The organism is Mammaliicoccus sp. Q-M61 (genome assembly GCF_022386055.1).
In the GTDB taxonomy this organism is placed as follows: Bacteria; Bacillota; Bacilli; order Staphylococcales; family Staphylococcaceae; genus Mammaliicoccus; species Mammaliicoccus sciuri_A.
This window is the reverse complement of sequence record NZ_JAJNJL010000015.1, coordinates 1-18420: the sequence shown is the minus strand read 5'-3', so window position 1 is coordinate 18420 and position 18420 is coordinate 1. Positions and strand designations below refer to the sequence as shown.

At 34.0% G+C, this 18420-nt stretch carries 17 protein-coding genes and 1 rRNA gene; all 18 read left to right on the top strand.

Annotation, left to right across the window (positions count from 1 at the left end; translation table 11 throughout):
* Positions 1-26 precede the first annotated feature (26 nt).
* Entirely contained in the window at positions 27-674 is a 648-nt protein-coding gene (locus LQ677_RS13915) for a 50S ribosomal protein L25/general stress protein Ctc (protein ID WP_037590332.1), read from the top strand.
* A gap of 120 nt (positions 675-794) precedes the next feature.
* Complete coding sequence (pth, locus tag LQ677_RS13910; protein ID WP_239749054.1) at positions 795-1367, top strand: aminoacyl-tRNA hydrolase; 573 nt, start codon at positions 795-797, stop codon at positions 1365-1367.
* On the top strand, positions 1364-4873 hold the full coding sequence (gene mfd, locus LQ677_RS13905; protein ID WP_204259030.1) for a transcription-repair coupling factor: 3510 nt from the start codon (positions 1364-1366) through the stop codon (positions 4871-4873). The genes pth and mfd overlap by 4 nt, the downstream gene beginning before the upstream one ends.
* On the top strand, positions 4860-6368 hold the full coding sequence (locus LQ677_RS13900) for a polysaccharide biosynthesis protein (RefSeq protein WP_239749053.1): 1509 nt from the start codon (positions 4860-4862) through the stop codon (positions 6366-6368). Before mfd ends, LQ677_RS13900 begins: the two co-directional genes overlap by 14 nt.
* Positions 6369-6375: 7 nt before the next feature.
* A complete protein-coding gene (locus LQ677_RS13895) occupies positions 6376-7542 on the top strand; it encodes a MazG nucleotide pyrophosphohydrolase domain-containing protein (protein ID WP_239749052.1) in 1167 nt (388 codons plus the stop codon).
* Complete coding sequence (locus tag LQ677_RS13890) at positions 7539-7805, top strand: RNA-binding S4 domain-containing protein (protein WP_025905563.1); 267 nt, start codon at positions 7539-7541, stop codon at positions 7803-7805. The genes LQ677_RS13895 and LQ677_RS13890 overlap by 4 nt, the downstream gene beginning before the upstream one ends.
* Before the next feature lie 16 nt (positions 7806-7821).
* Positions 7822-8205 (top strand): FtsB family cell division protein, encoded by a 384-nt coding sequence (locus LQ677_RS13885; protein WP_025905562.1) that lies wholly within the window; start codon positions 7822-7824, stop codon positions 8203-8205.
* Positions 8206-8288: 83 nt separating this feature from the next.
* Positions 8289-8672 (top strand): S1 domain-containing RNA-binding protein, encoded by a 384-nt coding sequence (locus tag LQ677_RS13880; protein ID WP_025905561.1) that lies wholly within the window; start codon positions 8289-8291, stop codon positions 8670-8672.
* 88 nt (positions 8673-8760) lie between these two features.
* A complete protein-coding gene (tilS, locus tag LQ677_RS13875) occupies positions 8761-10041 on the top strand; it encodes a tRNA lysidine(34) synthetase TilS (RefSeq protein WP_239749051.1) in 1281 nt (426 codons plus the stop codon).
* Positions 10025-10561, top strand: a complete 537-nt coding sequence (gene hpt / locus LQ677_RS13870; protein WP_037590339.1) for a hypoxanthine phosphoribosyltransferase — start codon at positions 10025-10027, stop codon at positions 10559-10561. Before tilS ends, hpt begins: the two co-directional genes overlap by 17 nt.
* Positions 10562-10653: 92 nt before the next feature.
* A complete protein-coding gene (gene ftsH / locus LQ677_RS13865) occupies positions 10654-12762 on the top strand; it encodes an ATP-dependent zinc metalloprotease FtsH (RefSeq protein ID WP_103360996.1) in 2109 nt (702 codons plus the stop codon).
* Positions 12763-12826: 64 nt separating this feature from the next.
* A complete protein-coding gene (gene hslO / locus LQ677_RS13860) occupies positions 12827-13705 on the top strand; it encodes an Hsp33 family molecular chaperone HslO (RefSeq protein ID WP_025905557.1) in 879 nt (292 codons plus the stop codon).
* 96 nt (positions 13706-13801) lie between these two features.
* On the top strand, positions 13802-14731 hold the full coding sequence (gene cysK / locus LQ677_RS13855) for a cysteine synthase A (RefSeq protein WP_239705882.1): 930 nt from the start codon (positions 13802-13804) through the stop codon (positions 14729-14731).
* A gap of 129 nt (positions 14732-14860) precedes the next feature.
* Positions 14861-15652: a dihydropteroate synthase gene (gene folP, locus LQ677_RS13850; protein WP_025905555.1), complete on the top strand. Its 792-nt coding sequence runs from the start codon at positions 14861-14863 to the stop codon at positions 15650-15652.
* Positions 15645-16004, top strand: a complete 360-nt coding sequence (gene folB, locus LQ677_RS13845) for a dihydroneopterin aldolase (protein WP_126476463.1) — start codon at positions 15645-15647, stop codon at positions 16002-16004. Before folP ends, folB begins: the two co-directional genes overlap by 8 nt.
* Positions 16005-16493 carry a 2-amino-4-hydroxy-6-hydroxymethyldihydropteridine diphosphokinase gene (gene folK, locus LQ677_RS13840; protein WP_239749050.1) on the top strand — a complete coding sequence of 163 codons (489 nt, stop codon included), beginning with the start codon at positions 16005-16007 and terminating at the stop codon, positions 16491-16493.
* A gap of 56 nt (positions 16494-16549) precedes the next feature.
* Positions 16550-18037, top strand: coding sequence for a lysine--tRNA ligase (gene lysS, locus LQ677_RS13835; RefSeq protein WP_126476464.1), 1488 nt, complete (start codon positions 16550-16552; stop codon positions 18035-18037).
* Positions 18038-18320: 283 nt separating this feature from the next.
* Positions 18321-18420: ribosomal RNA gene (gene rrf / locus LQ677_RS13830) — 5S ribosomal RNA — on the top strand; the annotation flags it as partial.

Below are 18420 nucleotides of genomic sequence, written 5' to 3'. Positions count from 1 at the left end.
CGCATAAATGAAAGGTGGAAAAGATAATGACTTCATTAAAGTCAGTTATCCGTCAAGGTAAACAAACTCGTTCTAGTTTACGTAAATTAAGAGCTTCAGGTGTTATTCCAGCAGTCGTATACGGTTACGGTGCTAAAAATACATCTGTTAAAGTTGATGAAGTTGAATTCATCAAAACAATTCGTGAAGTTGGACGTAACGGCGTTATCGAATTAGGTGTTGGTTCAAAAACAATCAAAGTTATGGTTTCAGATTATCAATATGATTCTCTTAAAAACCAAATCACTCACGTTGACTTCTTAGCTATCAACATGAAAGAAGAATTAACTGTAGACGTACCTGTAGTATTAGTAGGTGAATCAGTTGGTGCTTCTGAAGGTGGCGTAGTTCAACAACCATTATTCGACTTACAAGTTACAACTACTCCAGATGCAATTCCTGAAAATATCGAAGTTGATATTACAGAATTAGCTATTGGTGATAGCTACTTAGTAGGCGACTTAGATGCAACTGATAAATACACTATCGAAAACGATAAAGAAGAAGCAGTTGTAACAGTAGTTCCTCCAACAGAAGAACCTGCTGAAGATGCTGAAGAAACTGCAGCTGAAGAAGCTGATGCAGTAGCAGAAGAAGAAGCTGAAAAAGAAGAAGCAGAAGAAGAAGAAAAATAATATTTTTTAAATCTTCAACCCAACACATTTGTGTTGGGTTTTTTTATTTAAGTATAGATAGATGAAATAAATCACAAAAATGCTATAATATATACTTAGTATTAATATGGAGGTTACAACATGAAATGTATTGTTGGACTTGGAAATATCGGAAAGAAATATGACCTTACGCGTCATAATATTGGCTTTGAAGTAGTTGATAAATTGCTTGATCGTCACCAATTAGACTTAGATAAACAAAAATTTAAAGGCGCATATACAATAGGGCTTATAAATGGAGAGAAAGTAATGCTTATTGAGCCTATGACTTTCATGAATTTATCAGGTGAAGCTGTAAGACCACTTATGGATTATTATAATATAGATATAGAGGATCTAGTTGTACTCTATGATGACATGGACCAGTCTCAAGGTCATTTGAGACTACGTCAGAAAGGAAGTGCTGGTGGTCATAACGGTATGAAGTCTTTAATTCAACATTTAGGGACAGACCGTTTTAACCGTATTAGAATCGGAATTGATCGTCCTACAAATGGCATGAGTGTACCGAGTTATGTGCTTCAAAAGTTCTCTGGTGATGAAATGATTACAATGGAAAAAGTAATCGATCGCGCAGCAGATGCTTGTGAAGCTATAATTAAAGGCGAAACTTTTCAGAATGTGATGAACCAGTATAATGGTGAAGTTATATGAAACACGTTATCCATGAAATCATACAAGCAGACGAACGATTTCAAGAATTAACGCAAATATTTGGAGAAAAGAACATACTCATAACAGGACTGAATCAGTCGAGTAAAGCGCTACTCATATTAGAACAATATCTTAAAAACGATAAACAACTCGTTATCGTAACGAATAACTTGTATCAGGCAGATAAATTAGAAGCGGATATTCTTCAATTATTACCACCTGAAGAAGTATTTAAGTTTCCTGTACAAGATATTATGATAGAAGCGTTCTCGACGCAAAGTCCCGATTTAATGAGTGAACGTATCAGAACATTAACCCAGCTTGCTCAAGGCAAGAAGGGCTTATTTATCGTGCCTATAAATGGCTTGAAAAAACAATTAACACCGAAGCACATTTGGAATGAACATTACAAATCAATTCAAATAGGTGATGATATTGACTTAGATGAATGGGCTAATCAATTGATTGATATGGGTTATAAGAGGCAATCGTTAGTATCAGCAGTTGGTGAGTTCTCGATTCGTGGTGGGTTGATTGATATCTATCCAGTAACTGGAGATCCTGTTCGAATTGAATTGTTTGATACTGAAGTAGACGGTATGAGATTGTTTGACGTTGAAACGCAACGCTCTTTAGGTAATGTTGAACAAGTTGAAATTACAACGGCTAGTGATTATATTTTTACAAGTGAACAAATTAGCCAACTTCCTGAACGTATGGAAGAAGCGTATGAAAAGACTAGACAACAACTAGCTACAGAAATGCGACCCGACTTAAAAGATACGTATCAAACGATATTGATGCAAAGTGATGAATTGAAAGATCATCAAATTTTAAGACGTGTGATCTCGTTTATGTATGATGAAGTCACAACTTTAACAGATTATTTTGCGGATGATGCACTTGTTGTTGTAGACGAATATAATCGAATTAAAGAAACTGAACATTCATTAGACGTTGAGATCGAAGAATTTACGCAATCGCTAATAGAATCAGGACAAGGATTTATTGGGCAACGTTTTATTTCGGAACATGCTTTTACAGAACTCTTGCATCAACATAAAATCGCTTATTTCACTTTATTTACTGCAAGTATGCCAGTTGAAATTGAAGAGATGGTGAAATTCTCATGTAAACCTGTTCAAAGATTCTATGGACAATACGACATTATGCAATCAGAGTTTGATCGCTTTATGAAACAAGGATTCACAGTCGTATTATTAGCAGAATCTGAAACGAGAAAGTCTCGTATTCAAAGTATGTTAAACGACATGAAAATTCCAACTGTTATAGATAGGGTAGAACAAGTCGGTGACAGAGGACAAGCTGTCGTAACGGATGGCGCGCTGTCTGAAGGGTTCGAATTGCCTTATATGAAGCTTGTCGTCGTGACAGAAAAAGAACTTTTCAAAGCACGTGAAAGAAAACAATCTAAAAGAAGACAAAAGTTATCTAATGCTGAAAAAATAAAATCTTACCAAGAATTGAATGTAGGAGATTATGTTGTACACGTACATCATGGTGTTGGTAAATATTTAGGCGTTGAAACATTAGAAGTATCTGGTATTCATAAAGATTATATTAAAATTCAATACAAAGGTACCGATCAATTATTTGTACCAGTTGATCAAATGAATGATGTACAAAAGTTTGTTGGATCAGATGATAAAGAGCCAAAGGTGAATAAACTTGGCGGTACAGAATGGAAAAAAACAAAAGCTAAAGTTCAAAAAAATGTGGAAGATATTGCGGATGAACTGTTGAAACTTTATCAAGAGAGAGAACAAGTTGAAGGTTATCAATACGGTCCGGATACTGAAGAACAAATGACATTTGAAATGGACTTTCCATATGAACCTACGCCTGACCAAGTCACTTCTTTAGAAGAAATTAAAGCAGATATGGAAAAAAGAAGACCGATGGATAGACTGCTTTGTGGTGATGTTGGATATGGTAAGACTGAAGTAGCAATAAGAGCTGCATTTAAAGCGGTCTTGGAAGGTAAGCAAGTAGCCGTGCTCGTACCAACAACGATTCTTGCCCAACAACATTTTGAAACATTCAGAGAACGTATGCAAGAATATCCAGTAGAAATTCAAATGATGAGTAGATTTAGAACACCTAAACAAGTTAAAGAAACGAAAGCAGGTATCAAATCTGGATTTGTAGACATTGTTGTAGGTACACATAAATTACTAAGTAAAGATGTTGAATATAAAGATTTAGGATTATTAATCGTCGATGAAGAACAAAGATTTGGTGTGAAACATAAAGAAAGAATTAAAGCATTAAAGACAAATGTAGACGTTCTTACTTTAACTGCGACACCAATTCCGAGAACACTTCATATGAGTTTATTAGGTGTTAGAGATTTATCTGTTATTGAAACACCACCTGAAAATAGATTCCCTGTTCAAACGTATGTATTAGAACAGAATATGAGTTTTGTTAAAGAAGCACTAGAACGTGAACTTTCACGTGGTGGACAAGCATTCTATTTATATAACCGCGTGCAGTCTATATATCAAAAGAGTGAACAGTTATCTATGCTCATGCCTAATGCGAGAATTGGCGTTGCTCATGGACAAATGACAGAACGAGAATTAGAAGAAACGATGTTGAATTTTGTCGATGGAGAATACGATATTTTAGTTACAACAACGATTATTGAAACGGGTGTCGATGTTCCAAATGCTAATACATTAATTATTGAAGACGCTAATAGATTTGGATTGAGTCAATTGTATCAGTTACGTGGACGAGTAGGTCGTTCTAGTCGAATTGGTTATGCATATTTCTTACATGAACAAAATAAAGTACTGACTGAAGTTGCAGAACAAAGACTGCAAGCTATTAAAGAATTTACTGAATTAGGTTCGGGATTTAAAATTGCCATGCGTGATTTGAATATTCGTGGCGCAGGAAATCTATTAGGTAGTCAGCAGCATGGGTTCATAGATTCTGTAGGTTATGATTTATATTCTCAAATGTTAGAAGAAGCGGTTAATGTAAAACGAGGTATAGAACCAGAATCAGAAGTACCACAACTAGAAGTGGACATTAAAATAGATGCTTATATTCCAGCTGAATACATTAAGAATGAACAAGCCAAAATTGAAATGTACAAAAAATTGAGATCAATTACGACGCAATCTCAATTGGAAGATATTCAAGATGAATTAATCGATCGTTTTGGTGAATATCCTGTTGAAGTTCAGCGTTTATTAGATGTTGTGGAAGTAAGATTGAATGGTATTCATTTCGGTATTACAGAAATTAAAGAAGTCGCTAAGGTGATACAACTGACAGCTTCAGAATATACAACAAATCATTTAAAAGGTGATGTGTTGTTTAAAGTTACAGAACCATTAGGTAGAAAATTAAAAATAGCTGTGTCAGACAATCAAATGGTGTTTAAATTACAAAAATCAAAACAATGGTTAGACGATCTGAAATTCTTAACTAATGTGATTAATGAAAGTTTGGTAGACGATGACACAATCTAAACCCATTTTTAATAGTGTATTGTTGTTAACAGGCACGATGGTCATTGTTAAAATTTTAAGTGCAATTTATAGAGTACCTTACCAAAATGTTTTAGGTGATGAAGGTTTATATGCATACCAACAAGTATATCCGCTTGTTGCGATTGTGAGTGTTGTAAGTTTAAACGCGCTTCCTAGTGTCATGAGTAGCTGGATGATTCAACGTAAACAATCAGAAATAGTAGGTATGTTCTGGTTCTTACAAATGACTTGTTTATTGATAAGCGTTGCTATATTTTTAAGCGCACAATTGATAAGTGAACTGATGGGTGATGCGAACTTAACGCCTATGATTCGTATGGCGAGTTTAGCGCTAATACCACTTGTATTTATCTCGATGGTGCGAGGGTATTATCAAATGAAACATCAGATGAACTTTATTGCCGTTTCACAGGTTATTGATCAAGTCGTTAGAGTAGGCGTGATTTTAACTGCGATTTTGCTATTTGTTGGCTTGAATATTTCGATTTATCAAGCTGGTACAATCGCAATCAGTGGTTCTGTATTGGGATTAAGTTGTATTGCAATTTACTTCTGGTTTAAAAGAAAGCCTAGACTGAGATTTTCCTGGGAAATAAAGTTGAGTGACACTAAAAATATCGTGACGATGACAATCTTGTATGCCATTTCTTATTTGATATTGATCTTATGGCAAATTGTAGATTCATTTACGCTTATACATTTGTTGCAAGAGAATGGATATAGCTTTCATGAGAGTATAAAAGTAAAAGGTGTGTTTGATAGAGGTGCTTCATTAATTCAGATGGGGCTTATTATCACAACGACATTTAGTTTTGTGCTTATTCCATTGTTAACAGAACAACTGCAAAAGAAAAATCATCAACTCGTGAATGAATATGCTAATACATCGTTAAAGATAACAGTCTTATTTAGTATGGCTGCCGCATTTGGCTTAATGAACTTACTGCCATTATTAAATACTGTATTCTTTAAGACGAATGAATTAATCGGCACATTGAGCGTCTTTATGCTCGCGGTTGTATTTGTGACATTTATCATTATGTATACAGCGTTATTGCAAGTGAAATTAAATAGAAATATATTATTTATTGCGCTCATGATTGGTATGGTAACGAAATTGATCGGGAATTACTGGTTTGTACTGAAGTTTGGTATATTTGGTGCAAGTTTATCGACCGTCTTGTCGCTCGCTATATATACATTGATTTTGCATGTACGTGTGATGAAACTTTATCAATTTCAACGTATGGGTTTGTTTATGATTAAAGTAATCACTTTACTTGTGATCATGTCTGTATTTGTACAAGTGGTACTGCTCATTCCAACGCACACGAGAATGACCAGTTTATTAATTATGTTACTGGCAGGTATTGTTGGCGTAATGGTTGTCATAATAGGTATAATAAAAATGAAAATATTAATAAAAGATGAATGGAAACATTTGCCTTTAATGGATAAAATAATAAAGGAGTAATTAACATATGGCACAACAAATATTAGTTGTTGGCTTAGGTAATTATAGTTTAGAAGAATTGCCAATGGGCGTTTACCGTAAACTTCAATCAGCTGACGTTATATATGCGCGTACGCTAGACCATCCAGTCGTTAAAGAATTAGAAGACTTAAATTGGCAAGGTTTTGATTATATTTATGAAAAGCACGATGATTTTCTTAATGTATATTCTGAAATTGTCGATACATTGATTGAAAAAGCTGAACATGAACATATCATTTATGCGGTACCTGGTGACCCCATGGTAGCTGAAACAACGACGCAGCTTTTATTAGAGAAAGCACCGGATGTTCACGTGTTAGGCGGGAAAAGCTTTCTAGATGATATGTTCAGAGCTGTTAATATTGATCCGAATGACGGATTTACATTATTAGACGGAACGAGTTTGTCTGAGACTTCATTAAATATAAGAACGAATACGATTATTACACAAGTGTATGATCAATTAGTTGCATCGGATATTAAAGTTACATTGATGGAAAGATATCCAGATGACCATCCTGTTAAACTCGTTTCTAATGCAAGATTAGGTGAAGCTGATGTCATTTCTTGTCCATTGTATGAAATGGACCATCATGCTGAGCTATCAAATTTAACAAGTTTATTCATACCGAAAATAACTGAAGATGAACAACTATATGGTGATTTTCAATATTTAGAACAAACTATCGATACTTTAGTGTCCGAAGAAGGTTGTCCATGGGATAAAGTACAAACACATGAAACATTGAAGCGTTATGTGCTTGAAGAGGCATTTGAATTAATAGAAGCAATTGATGAAGATGATATTGAACATATGATAGAAGAACTTGGAGACATATTGTTACAAGTGATGCTACATGCTGCGATTGGAAAGAAAGAAGCGTACTTTGATGTAAGAGAAGTGATACAAACATTAACTTCTAAGATGATACGTAGACATCCACATGTGTTTGGTGACCAAGAAGCGAATGATATTAAAGACCTTAAGAAAATTTGGAATGATGAAAAACAAAAAGAAGGCAAAGTTAAACGTGAGAAACTAGAAAAAATATTTGCTGATTACTTTTTGAAGTTGTATGATAAAACCAAATTAGAGGGATACGGTGAACAATCATTAAAAGAATTTATAAATAAAGGAGATTTAACAATTTGAGATTAGATAAATATTTAAAAGTATCTAGACTGATTAAACGTCGTACACTTGCTAAAGAGGTGAGTGACCAAGGTAGAGTTAAAGTAAATGGTCAAGTTGCTAAAGCAGGAACGGCTGTAAGTGTTGAAGATGAATTAGAAATTAGATTAGGTAATAGAATAATTGTTGTCAAAGTGACAGGATTATCTGAACATGCTAATAAAGAAAATGCGAAGACAATGTTTGAAGTCATCAAAGAAGAAAAAATTCAAGATTCTATATAAATAAGGAGGTACACCAATGGCGCAAAAAATTAAAAATCTAGATAATGAATATACACAGTCCCAAAACAAACAAAAAAAGACTGTCAATAAAACGCGCCAAGTGATACGCAAGCGACTTACCTTATTTGGTGGAGTATTATTGTTAATAATCGTTATTATGATCATCATGCTATTTCTACAAAAAAATCGTAATGATGAATTAGTGCAAGAGCGTAAAGAAAAAGCTGTAACATATGAAAAGTTACAAGATAAAGAGATAGAACTTAAAGAACAAATTAAACGACTGAACGATAAAGAATATATAGAAAAACTCGCAAGAAGCGAATACTTTTTAAGCAATGATGGTGAAATTATTTTTAAATTACCAGAAGACAAAAAAGACGCGGAAAATGATAAATAATCTGTTTATGGCGTTGTATAATTTTGTATAGAAGCATATAATAAAGTTAAAGTGAATTTATATCAGGAGGATACAGTAATAATATGTCAATTGAAGTAGGCAATAAAGTCAAAGGGAAAGTTACAGGTATTAAGAATTTTGGTGCATTTGTTGAATTACCTGAAGGGAAAAGTGGCCTTGTGCATATCAGTGAAGTTGCTGATAACTACGTCGAGAACGTGAATGACCATTTAACTGTAGGCGATGAAGTAGAAGTTAAAGTATTAACAGTAGCTGATGATGGAAAGATTAGTTTATCTATTAAAAAAGCTAAAGAACGTCCAAAGCGCCAAGCGCCTAAGAAAGAAGCTAAGCCTGAAGACTTTGAGAAGAAATTATCAAACTTTTTAAAAGATAGTGAGGATAAGTTAACATCTATTAAGAGACAAACTGAATCACGTCGTGGCGGTAAAGGTGCAAGACGATAATGGATTATAATAAAAAGAGGCTAATTAGTTGAGCCTCTTTTTATTTTGACAAGATCAAATGACTTTTTGAAAATTGAGGTGTGTAATCATGCTGAAAGTAACTTGGCAACAAGAGGATGATTTAGCTTTAGCTGTTTCGACAGGGATAGATAGCATGTCACTTTTACACATGTTAAATACAACTTATAAAGACACATATCATAAGTTAATCTGTTTACATGTCAACCATGGTTTAAGAGAAGCCTCGCGAGAAGAAGCGGAATTTATCAAACGATTTTGCGAAAAACATCATATTGAAATATATATCAAGACATTGGATTTGAGCGAAACAGTTAGTCACAATAAGAGCATACAAGATATCTCTAGACAAATGAGATATGAATGGTTTGATGAAATGATGAAACAAACCGGTAGCGATGTATTGTTGACTGCACACCATATGGATGACCAAAAAGAAACCATTGCTTATCGACTATTTACTGGGAGAATTGGCCGTGCACCTTTAGGTATTCAACAAGTTCAAAAAAGAAATGATTATATGATTTGTAGACCATTGTTAAATGTATCCAAATCATTTATAAAACAATATCAACAAGAAAATGATTTTAAGTACTACGAAGATGATTCAAATAAAGATAGTAAATATACTCGCAACTATTTACGAAATCAATTGTTGCCTGTTATTGAAGAAAGATCAGAATTTTCAACAGATCATTTACTGGATTTAAATCAATGGATGAATGATGCAAGAAAATTAATTATAACTGCAGCAGATGATTTTATTGCTAATGAAATAAAACAGTCTGATCAAGTTGAAATTAATCGAGATGCATTTAATCAGCTGAACGATTTAGTTAAGGTTCAAGTATTAGATCAATTAATGGCTCAATATGTTAAACGAAGATATAGTGAGAAGTCATATAAAGAATGGATGCACGTATTTAATAATTTTTCAAAACAATCCGTCATTCCTATATCTGATGATTGGCAGTTTATAGTAGCATATGATAAATTATTACTATGTGAAGATATTGAGTTCAATGTAAATTCTAAATTTATAAATCGTAATGAACAATATGTATTTGGGAATTGGTTAATTGAAACGAAAGACATAGCATCGCCTTTATTTGTAAGAACGAGAATGTCTGGAGATCGTGTTCAGTATTATAACCGGGGAAATAAACATCACAAAAAAGTTAACAGAATCATGATTGACAACAAGATTGACATACATAAAAGAAACAATTGTCCAATTATTTTAAATGGTGATGACATAATTGCAATTGGTGATTTTTGGATAGATTCTAACTTTAAAAACGCACTAACTATTACTTATATTGGAGATGACTTTAATGAAAGACTCGATTAAGTCTGTTGTATTATCAGAAGAACAGATTCAAGAAAGATGCAAAACATTAGGAAAGCAAATCACAGAGGATTATAATGGGAAGACACCTATTTGTGTAGGTATTTTAAAAGGTTCAATCATGTTTATGGCTGATTTAATTAAATACATTGATACACATGTAGAATTAGACTTCATGGATGTTTCTAGTTATCACGGTGGTACAGAATCAACTGGAGAAGTTAAAATTTTAAAAGACTTAAGTACTTCTGTTGAAAATAGAGATGTCATTATCATTGAAGATATTTTAGAAACAGGTACAACTTTAAATTCTATCGTTGATTTATTGAAATACAGAAATGTTAATTCTATTGAAATCGTAACATTGTTAGACAAACCGATGAAACGTAAAGTAGATATCGAAGCTAAATATGTCGGAGAAAAAATTCCTGATGAATTTGTAGTAGGATATGGACTTGATTATGCTGAGAAATATCGTAATTTACCATACATTGGTACACTTAAACCAGAAATATATCAATGATGCGTATAAGCAAGTTTAATTACTAGCGTATGAAATTACAAATATGGTAAAATTTTTGTTAGTTTTATTAATTGAGTAGGAGGACAAATTGAATGCAAAAAGCTTTTCGTAATATATTAATGATCGCGCTTTTAGCTATCGTCCTATTTGGTGTATTCCAGTTCATTAATGGCAATGGACAATCACCAAAACAGCTTACATATAATGAGTTTATGACGAAGCTAGAAAAAGGCGATTTAAAAACGTTAACTATTCAACCAGAACAGAATGTTTATATGGTTAGCGGTGAATTAAAAAAAGGTAAAGATGAAACATATACATCTTCTATTTTATTTAATAATCAAGATGACTTGAAAAAAATAACAGCAACTGCTGAGAAACAAGATGATTTGAAATTTAATGTTAAAGAAGAAGAAAAACAAAGTGTGTTTGTTAGTGTATTAACAACGCTTATCCCAGTTTTAATTATTGCATTTTTATTCATCTTCTTCTTAAGCCAAATGCAAGGCGGCGGCGGTGGCGGCGGCCGAGTAATGAACTTTGGTAAGTCAAAAGCCAAGCTATATGATAATCAGAAGAAACGTGTGAGATTCTCTGATGTAGCAGGTGCCGATGAAGAGAAACAAGAGTTAGTGGAAATAGTTGATTTCCTTAAAGATAATCGTAAATTCAAGAAAATGGGTGCGCGTATTCCGAAAGGTGTCTTACTAGTTGGTCCTCCAGGTACAGGTAAAACATTACTTGCTAGAGCTGTAGCAGGTGAAGCGGGTACACCATTCTTCTCAATCAGTGGTTCAGACTTCGTTGAGATGTTCGTTGGTGTCGGTGCAAGTCGTGTGCGTGACTTATTCGAGAACGCTAAGAAAAATGCACCATGTATTATCTTTATAGATGAGATTGATGCTGTTGGTCGTCAACGTGGCGCTGGTGTTGGTGGCGGTCACGATGAACGTGAACAAACATTAAACCAATTATTAGTAGAAATGGATGGATTCGGTGAAAATGAAGGTATCATTATGATAGCTGCAACTAACCGTCCTGATATTTTAGACCCTGCATTATTACGTCCTGGACGTTTCGATAGACAAATCCAAGTTGGACGACCAGATGTAAAAGGACGTGAAGCAGTACTTAAAGTACATGCTCGTAATAAACCGTTAGACGAAACTGTTGACTTAAAAGCAATTTCTCAAAGAACGCCTGGTTTCTCTGGTGCAGACTTAGAGAACTTGTTAAATGAAGCATCATTAGTAGCAGCACGTTCTAACAAAACGAAAATTGATATGAGAGATATCGAAGAAGCGACGGATAGAGTTATTGCAGGTCCAGCTAAGAAAACAAGAATGATTTCTGAAAAAGAAAAAAATATTGTTGCTTATCACGAAGCGGGTCATACAATTATCGGTTGTGTATTAGATGAAGCAGAAATGGTTCATAAAGTTACAATCGTTCCACGTGGTCAAGCTGGTGGATATGCAATGATGCTTCCTAAAGAAGATCGTTACTTTATGACTGAACCAGAATTATTAGATAAGATAGTAGGTTTACTTGGTGGTCGTGTATCTGAAGAAATAAACTTTGGAGAAGCATCAACAGGTGCTCATAATGACTTCCAACGTGCAACAAACATTGCGCGTAAGATGGTTACTGAATATGGTATGAGTAAAAAATTAGGTCCATTACAATTCGGTAGTACGGATAGTGGACAAGTATTTTTAGGTAAAGATATGCAATCTGAACCAAATTATTCAGACCAAATTGCTTATGAAATTGATTCAGAAGTACAACGTATCATTAAAGAACAATACGAACGTTGTAAACAAATTCTAACTGAACATAAATCACAATTAGAATTAATTGCTAAGACGCTTCTAGTAGAAGAAACATTAGTAGCTGAACAAATTCAATCGTTATTCCATGAAGGTAAGTTACCAGAAGTTAAATATGATGATTCTCATCTTAACCAAAATGAAGACTCAGATGAAGATAAATATGAAGGTGACTTAACGCAACAAGAAGGTACATTAGATATTGACGATGATGAAGTTGGTAAATCATATGAAGAAGTAAAAGAAGAAGTGTCACATGAAAAACGTCGTGAAGACACAGATTCAGATAGTGATTCAGATGAACCAGCCCATGAACAAGAGCCAAATATCGATGACCTAGGTGACAATAAACCGACAGATCGTAAAGAATAATTTCACAAAGTCCCTTTCAACAATTTGATTGAGAGGGGCTTTTTTTAAAGAAGGAGTATAAAACATGACAAAAGATTATTTAGTAAGAGGATTAGCTTTCAATGATGAAGTGAGAGCTTTTGCTGTTCAAACAACAAATACAATACAAGAAGCACAAACACGCCATTACACTTGGCCAACTGCATCAGCAGCATTAGGTAGATCAATGACAGCTGGTGTGATGATGGGATCAATGCTAAAAAATGAAGAAAAATTAACGGTAACAATTGATGGTGGAGGACCTATTGGTAAAATTATGGTCGATGCTAATGCGAAAGGTAAAGTAAGAGGATACGTACAAAATCCTCAAACGCATTTTCCATTAAACGATCAAGGTAAATTAGATGTTAGACGTGCTGTTGGAACAGATGGTATGTTAAGTGTCGTTAAAGATATCGGATTGAAAGATTACTTCACAGGTTCTACACCAATTGTTTCAGGAGAACTTGGCGAAGATTTCACTTATTATTTTGTAACAAGTGAACAAGTACCTTCAGCAGTTGGTTTAGGTGTATTAGTAAATCCTGATAATACAATTAAAGCAGCAGGAGGTTTCATCATTCAACTTATGCCTGGTGCATCTGAAAAAACAATTTCAGCAATTGAAGAAAAAATTAATCAAATGGAACCTGTATCGAAATTGATCGATAGAGGATTATCACCAGAAGAAATAATTGAAACAGTATTAGGTAAAGAAAATACTAGAATTATTGACCATATGGATGTTGAGTTCAAATGTAATTGTTCTAGAGAAAAATTCCTGAATGCAATTAAAGGTCTTGGAGAAGCAGAAATTGATGCAATGATTAAAGAAGATCATGGTGCTGAAGCAGAATGTCATTTCTGTAGAACAAAGTATCAATATAGCGAAGAAGAATTAATCGAACTTAAGAATGCACTTTAATTTAGTAAATACTTTCACTTTATATGAAGTTTTGTTATAATCATTATATCCGATAAATAAACTAGGGTATAAAAACTGTTTAGGAGTGAAGCGTAAATGGCTAAGAGAGTAAATAATATTGTAGAATTAATTGGAGATACACCTGTAGTTAAATTAAACAAAGTAGTTGAAGAAGGTTCAGCAGACGTTTATGTAAAATTAGAATATCAAAACCCAGGTAGCTCAGTTAAAGATAGAATTGGTTTAGCGATGATTGAAGCTGCTGAAAAAGAAGGCAAAATCAAACCGGGCGACACAATTATTGAGCCAACATCTGGTAACACAGGTATCGGTTTAGCAATGGTTGCAGCAGCTAAAGGTTATAATGCTGTATTTGTAATGCCAGATACAATGAGTAGCGAACGTCGTGCTTTATTAAAAGCTTATGGCGCTGAATTAGTATTAACACCTGGTGCAGAAGGCATGAAAGGTGCTATCAAAAAAGCTAAAGAATTAAAAGAAGAAAAAGGCTATTTTGAACCACAACAATTCGAAAACCCAGCGAACCCTAAAGTCCATGAATTAACAACTGGTCCTGAACTTGTTGAACAATTTGAGGGTGTTCAAATTGACGCTTTCTTAGCTGGTGTAGGTACTGGTGGTACTTTATCTGGAGCAGGTAAAGTGCTTAAAGAAAAATATCCTAATATTCAAATAGTTGCGATTGAACCAGAAGCTTCTCCTGTTTTAAGTGGTGGTTCACCAGGTCCTCATAAATTACAAGGTTTAGGTGCAGGTTTCGTACCAGATACTTTAAACACAGATGTTTATGACGATGTTATTAAAGTAGGTAATGAAGAAGCAATGGAAATGTCTAGAAAAGTTGCTAAAGAAGAAGGTATCCTAGGTGGTATTTCATCTGGTGCTGCAATTGTAGCTGCATTGAAAAAAGCTAAAGAACTAGGTGAAGGCAAAACTGTAGTAACAGTTCTTCCAAGTAATGGTGAACGTTACCTATCTACACCACTTTACGCTTTTGAAGACTAATTGATAAATAAATGATTATAAAATAAGTATCACGTCTATAATAAATAACTTTTGAAGTTATTTCATTTAGGCGTGATTTTTTAAATTTGTTATAATAAATTTATCTATGAAAAAGGAAGGAAGACTATCTTGGTGAATACGAAAATTATGGGTATATTAAATGTTACGCCAGATTCATTTTCTGACGGTGGTTCATATAATAGTGTAGATAAAGCAAGACAACACGCTGAGAAACTTATCTCAGAAGGTGCGGATATTATTGATATCGGTGGTGTATCTACTCGCCCAGGTTATACAGAAGTAAGTTTAGAAGAGGAATTGGATAGAGTTATTCCAGTTGTTGAAGCGCTCAGTGATTTAGATGTTCAACTTTCAGTAGATACATACAGAAGTAAAGTTGCTGAAGAATCTTTAAAAAGAGGCGTAACGATGATTAACGACCAGTGGGCTGGTTTATATGATCCGAATATATTGAAAGTCGTTGCAGAATATAATGCTGAAATTGTGTTAATGCATAACGGCGATGGCAAGAGAGATGTTCCGGTAATGGAAGAATTATTGCTTACTTTATTAAAACAAGCAAACCAAGCAGAAATTTGTGGCATACCCGAAAAAAATATTTGGTTAGATCCTGGTATTGGTTTTGCAAAGTCTAGAGAAGAAGAACGTATTGTCATGTCACGATTAGATGAATTGGTCGCTACAGGTTACAATGTGTTGCTTGCGACAAGTAGAAAGCGATTGATCAATGACTTATTAGGTGGCGAAACTAATGTTGATGAACGTGATGAAGGTACAGCAGCAACGACAGCTTACGGAATTGAAAAAGGTGTCCATGCTGTGAGAGTCCATAATGTACAAATGAACAAAAGAGTAGCTAAGACGATAGATGCTCTGAAGGAGATTCGATTAAATGGATAGAATAATATTAGAAGGCATGTCTTTTTACGGATACCATGGTGCAATTGAAGCGGAAAATGAACTAGGACAAATATTTATAGTAGATTTAGAATTATATTTAGATCTTTCTGAAGCGGGCGAAACAGATGACTTAGAAAAGACTGTTCACTACGGTGAAGTATTTGAAGTTGTCAAAGAAATTATGGAAGGTAAACCAGTAAAATTAATCGAACATCTTGCAGAACGTATTGCAAAAGAGCTATTTTCGCACTATAATCGAGTATTGGAAACCAAAGTTAAGATTACTAAAAATAATCCACCGATACCTGGACATTATAAAGGTGTGGGTATTGAGATAGTGAGGAAGAGATAAATGCATACTGCATATTTAGGTTTAGGCAGTAATATGGGAGATAGGCAACATCAACTGCAAGAAGCTGTTAAATTGTTGAATGAAATTGACGGTATTCAAGTTATTCAAGAATCTCCAATATATGAAACGAAACCAGTAGGATACACAGACCAACCTGATTTTTTAAATATGTGTATTGAAATCTCAACTGAATTAGAATCATCTGAATTATTAAAAGTTTGTATGATGATAGAACAACAACTTCATCGTGTTCGAGTTGAAAGATGGGGACCACGTACAATTGATATAGATATTTTATTATATGATCAATCCGTTATTCAATCACCAGAACTAGAAGTACCTCATCCTAGAATGACTGAAAGAGCATTTGTGATGATACCTTTGAATGATATTGCCTCAAATGTTGTGGAACCTATATCGAAGAAATATATTTGGGAGCTATTGCCAAACGATGAACATGTAGTAAGGTATAATGGTGAAAGTAAATAATCTACGTGTGGTTTAAATAAAATAACAAGTGTAATTTAAATAAGGAGTGGAAAATCATGTCAGAAGAAATGAATGACCAAATGTTGGTTCGTAGAGAAAAATTACAAGAATTAAAAGATTTAGGTATCGATCCTTTCGGTAAGAAATTTGTCCGCAGTGGAGACTCTAAATCATTACACCAAGAATGGGACGAATTCAGTAAAGAAGAATTACATGATAAAGAAGACGAATCAGCTGTTGCTATCGCAGGTCGTTTAATGACTAAAAGAGGTAAAGGTAAAGCTGGATTTGCACATGTTAAAGATATTACTGGTCAAATTCAAATCTATGTTCGTAAAGACCAAGTGGGTGACGAACAATTTGAAATATGGAAACATGCAGATTTAGGTGATATCGTAGGCGTAAAAGGTGTTATGTTTAAAACGAATACTGGAGAATTATCTGTTAAAGCGAAAGAATTTACTGTTTTAACTAAATCTTTACGTCCATTACCAGATAAGTATCATGGTTTACAAGATATTGAACAACGTTACCGTCAGCGTTACCTAGATTTAATTACAAGTGAAGAATCAACTAAAACATTCATTACAAGAAGCCAAATTATTCAAGAAATGAGAACTTACTTAAATAATAAAGGTTTCTTAGAAGTAGAAACACCAATGATGCACCAAATCGCTGGTGGTGCTTCAGCTCGTCCTTTCGTAACACATCACAATGCGTTAGATGCTACTCTATACATGAGAATTGCAATTGAATTACACTTGAAACGATTAATCGTAGGTGGATTAGAGAAAGTATATGAAATTGGAAGAGTATTCCGTAATGAAGGTGTATCTACAAGACATAACCCTGAATTTACAATGATTGAATTGTATGAAGCATATGCTGATTACAACGACATTATGGATTTAACTGAATCTATGGTAGCAGCAATCGCTGAAAAAGTATTAGGTTCTACAACTGTACAATATGGCGAAGAATCTATAGATTTAGCACCTAATTGGAGAAGATGGCATATGGTTGATGCCGTTAAAGAATATACTGGTGTAGATTTCTATGAAGTTAAAACTGATGAAGAAGCACATGCTTTAGCAAAAGAACATAATATAGAAGTAGAAGATCGTATGACATATGGTCATATTCTGAATGAATTCTTCGAACAAAGAGTAGAAGAGAAACTTATTCAACCTACATTTATTTATGGACACCCAATCGAAATATCACCATTAGCTAAGAAAAATCCTGAAGACCCAAGATTCACTGATAGATTCGAATTATTTATTGTTGGTAGAGAGCATGCAAATGCATTTACTGAATTAAATGATCCAATTGATCAACGTGAAAGATTTGAAGCACAAATGAAAGAAAAAGATCAAGGTAACGATGAAGCACATGAAATGGATGATGACTTTATTGAAGCACTTGAATATGGTATGCCTCCAACAGGTGGTTTAGGTATTGGTATTGATAGATTAGTTATGTTATTAACAAACTCTGCATCTATTAGAGATGTATTACTATTCCCGTATATGAGACAAAAATAAATGTAACTAAAAGCCGTGCACAATTCCATATTGTGTGCGGTTTTATACTTTTGAAAGGCTTTAAAACGCCAATATAGAAGTTTTTTAAAGAAATATAAACTTTTTTGTTGTAAAGTGTTGACGAGTGTTTCTAAATTGTGTATTATATAAAGGTCGCTGAAAACAAGCGCATATCAATTCGAGATGTTTGTAAAGAAAGTTAATAAGGTGTAAAATTTACTATTGAAAAGCCTTGATGAGTTCTTTATAATATATAAGGTAAGACAAAAACGAAACAACATTGTCTGGTGGTGATAGCAAAGAGGTCACACCTGTTCCCATGCCGAACACAGAAGTTAAGCTCTTTAGCGCCGATGGTAGTTGGGCTTACGTTCCGCGAGAGT